The following is a 2,677-nucleotide window of genomic DNA, read 5'->3' as shown; positions in this document are numbered from 1 at the left end:
TTGCCAGCCTTGTCATAGGTGTAGGACTCGTTCAGATCTTGGTTGTCTTTTTTGGTCACCACACGGTTGGCTGCGTCATAGCTGTACTCTGTGATGAGACCGCTAGAGTTGGTCTGCTTGATGAGGCGATCCAAGGCATCATACTCTTGGGTAAGGGTCGTGCCGTCTGGCAGGGTCACTTCTTTCAGTTGAGCTGTTTCGGTATAACTCATCTTGGTGCGATTTCCGTTGGCGTCTGTCTGCTCAATCGGATAGCCCAATTCATTATAGACATAAGTCGTTTTACCACCTAAGGCATCCACAATCTCTTTTGGTTGTTCCATCTGATTGTATGATGTGGTGGTGGTGTTGCCAAGACCATCGGTGATGCTAGCGATTTGGTTTTGACCGGTATAGGTTGTTTTAGCAGTATAGCCTGCCGCATCAGTGACACTATTCTGGTTACCATTGGCGTCATAGGTCATGCTTGTCCGCTGTCCCAAGGCATTGGTGGTCGCAAGGAGACGACCTGCTGGACTGTACTCATAGGTGGTTTCTCGACCCAAGGCGTCCGTCATGGACAGGATATTGCCCATGGTGTCCAAGGTGTAGGACACACTGGTTTTATCTGGGTAGGTAATAGAGGTCACATTGCCAGACTTGTCATAGCTATAGCTCGTGGTCTTCTCTCCTTTGGTTTCGGTTAGCTTATTGCCAACCGCATCATAGGTATAAGAGACCGTCTGACCTGCTTCATCGGTATACGATAGGACACGACCCATAACATCGTATGTCGTGTTGGTCTTTGTTCCAATTGGGTAAGTCACATCCGTCAGGTAACCAGAAGCATCATAGGTGTTTTCTGTGACCTGCCCCAAGGCATCGGTCACAGTCTTGATGGCATTGTACCTGTCATCATAGGTCAAGCGACTGGTATGACCTGCTTCATTGGTTCGCTCAAGCACGCGACCTAGGGCATCCCGGACAAAGGTGATTGTCTGACCTGTCGCATCGGTTTCACTCAAGAGACGACCCCGGCTGTCGTAGGTATAGGTCGTGGTGGTGCCTTCTGCGTCGGTGAGGGAGAGCTGATTGCCAACGCCATCATAGGTATAGCTATAGGTCCCTCCTTCTCCATTTGAAGCTCCAATCTTACGCCCAAAAGCATCATAGGTAAAGGTCGTTGTATTACCATTCCCCTCTGTCACACCTGTAACTTGACCAGCTTTGTCAAAAGTATGGGTTGTCCCTACACCGTCTGCGTCAATCTCACTCAACTTGCGACCTTCCGCATCATAGGTATAGGTGGTGGTGCCACCACGAGGGTTGGTAATCCCCGTCACCTGATTATGGGCATTGTAGGTCAAGGTGCTTTCCCCACCCAGTGGGTTGGTAACGTTGACCAGATTAGCCCCCTCATAGGCAAAGGTCGTCTTAGCCCCTAGGGCATCTGTCGTAGACAGGATACGACCTTGCTGGTCATGCGTATAGGAAATGGTTGTGCCATCTGGAAGGCTGGTCTTTGTGAGGTTACTCTTCCTGTCATACTCATTGGTGGTGGTAGCTCCTCCAAAGTCTGTGACAGACAAGAGGTTATTCTTCTCATCATAGGTAGAGGTCTTAACTGCCCCGTCAAAGCGGGTTTCGGTCAAGACATTTCCATTTTCATCATAAGTGTAGCTGGTGGTGTGCCCCAGTTCATTGGTGCTACTTGCCAAACGGTTATGGTCATCATAGGTTTTAGAAACGCTTGTCCCATCTGGGTAGTGAATACCTGTTGTCCGGTATTGCTCATCATAAGTATAGGTGGTCTGGTTGCCGTTGGCATCTGTAGTGACCGTTTGACCCTCACTATAGGAAAGAGTGGAGACCGCTCCTGTACCGTCCGTTTGCTTGGTGACACGGTTTTGGTCATCATACTCGTTCTGGATGACTTTTGTGCCATTGCCGTCATACCAAGCTGTCATCCGCCCCTTGTCATCGTACTCGTAGCGGGTCGGCACACCTGTCGCATCGGTATAGGTAGTCAGATAGCCGTTGTCATCGTAGTCATAGGATAGGGTAGACCCATTGGGGATTTGGATCGCACCGATGTAGCCAGCCTCATTGTAGGTAAAGCCATAGACCAGACCTGTCGGGGAGGTTATCTTGGTCAGTTGGAAGTTCTCGTTGTAGTCAAAAGTGGTCTTGTTGCCCTTTTCGTCGGTCTGACTAGTCAGAAGACCGTGGAAATTGAAGACCTTTTCTTGATGGTCTGTATCGGTGATTCGATATTCTTTGACGTCGTATGTTTCTTTTTCTTCACCGCCGAAGTCGCCCTCCTTGGTTTCAAGGGTGTTGACTTTAAGGGTCAAATCATAACCGGCAGGTGCCTTGTAGCGATCACCGTCTTTGGTAAATGGAAGGATAGAACCATCTGCACGGCTATAGTAGAGGTTCCCCTCCTCATCTGTAGAGACTTGTTCCTGAAAGGCAACCGACCAGCCCCGACCAAAGAGACTATTGATCCCTGCCGCCTTGGAGTTATAGGCACGGACAATCTCAAAATCCCCACCTAGATCAGGAATAGAGACATCTGTACGGTCGAGGTAGAAATTCCCAGTATTTAAGTTTATCGGTTCAAAGCCAAACTCACAATGGAGACCCCGTCCCATCAGAAGCATGTCTACATCTGCCTTGGTCTTGTCCGTGAGAGCTG

At 49.3% G+C, this 2,677-nt stretch carries 1 protein-coding gene; it reads right to left on the bottom strand.

Translation table 11 applies throughout. The features are described 5' to 3' along the window. Positions 1 to 2,677 (bottom strand): DUF6531 domain-containing protein (locus tag ACVPON_RS06980; protein ID WP_462877529.1); only part of this gene is annotated, 2,677 nt, incomplete at both ends.

This window comes from Streptococcus sp. 1F3 (assembly GCF_054968985.1).
Note: the sequence above shows the minus strand (reverse complement) of the source record. Positions and strands in the feature narration are given on the sequence as shown.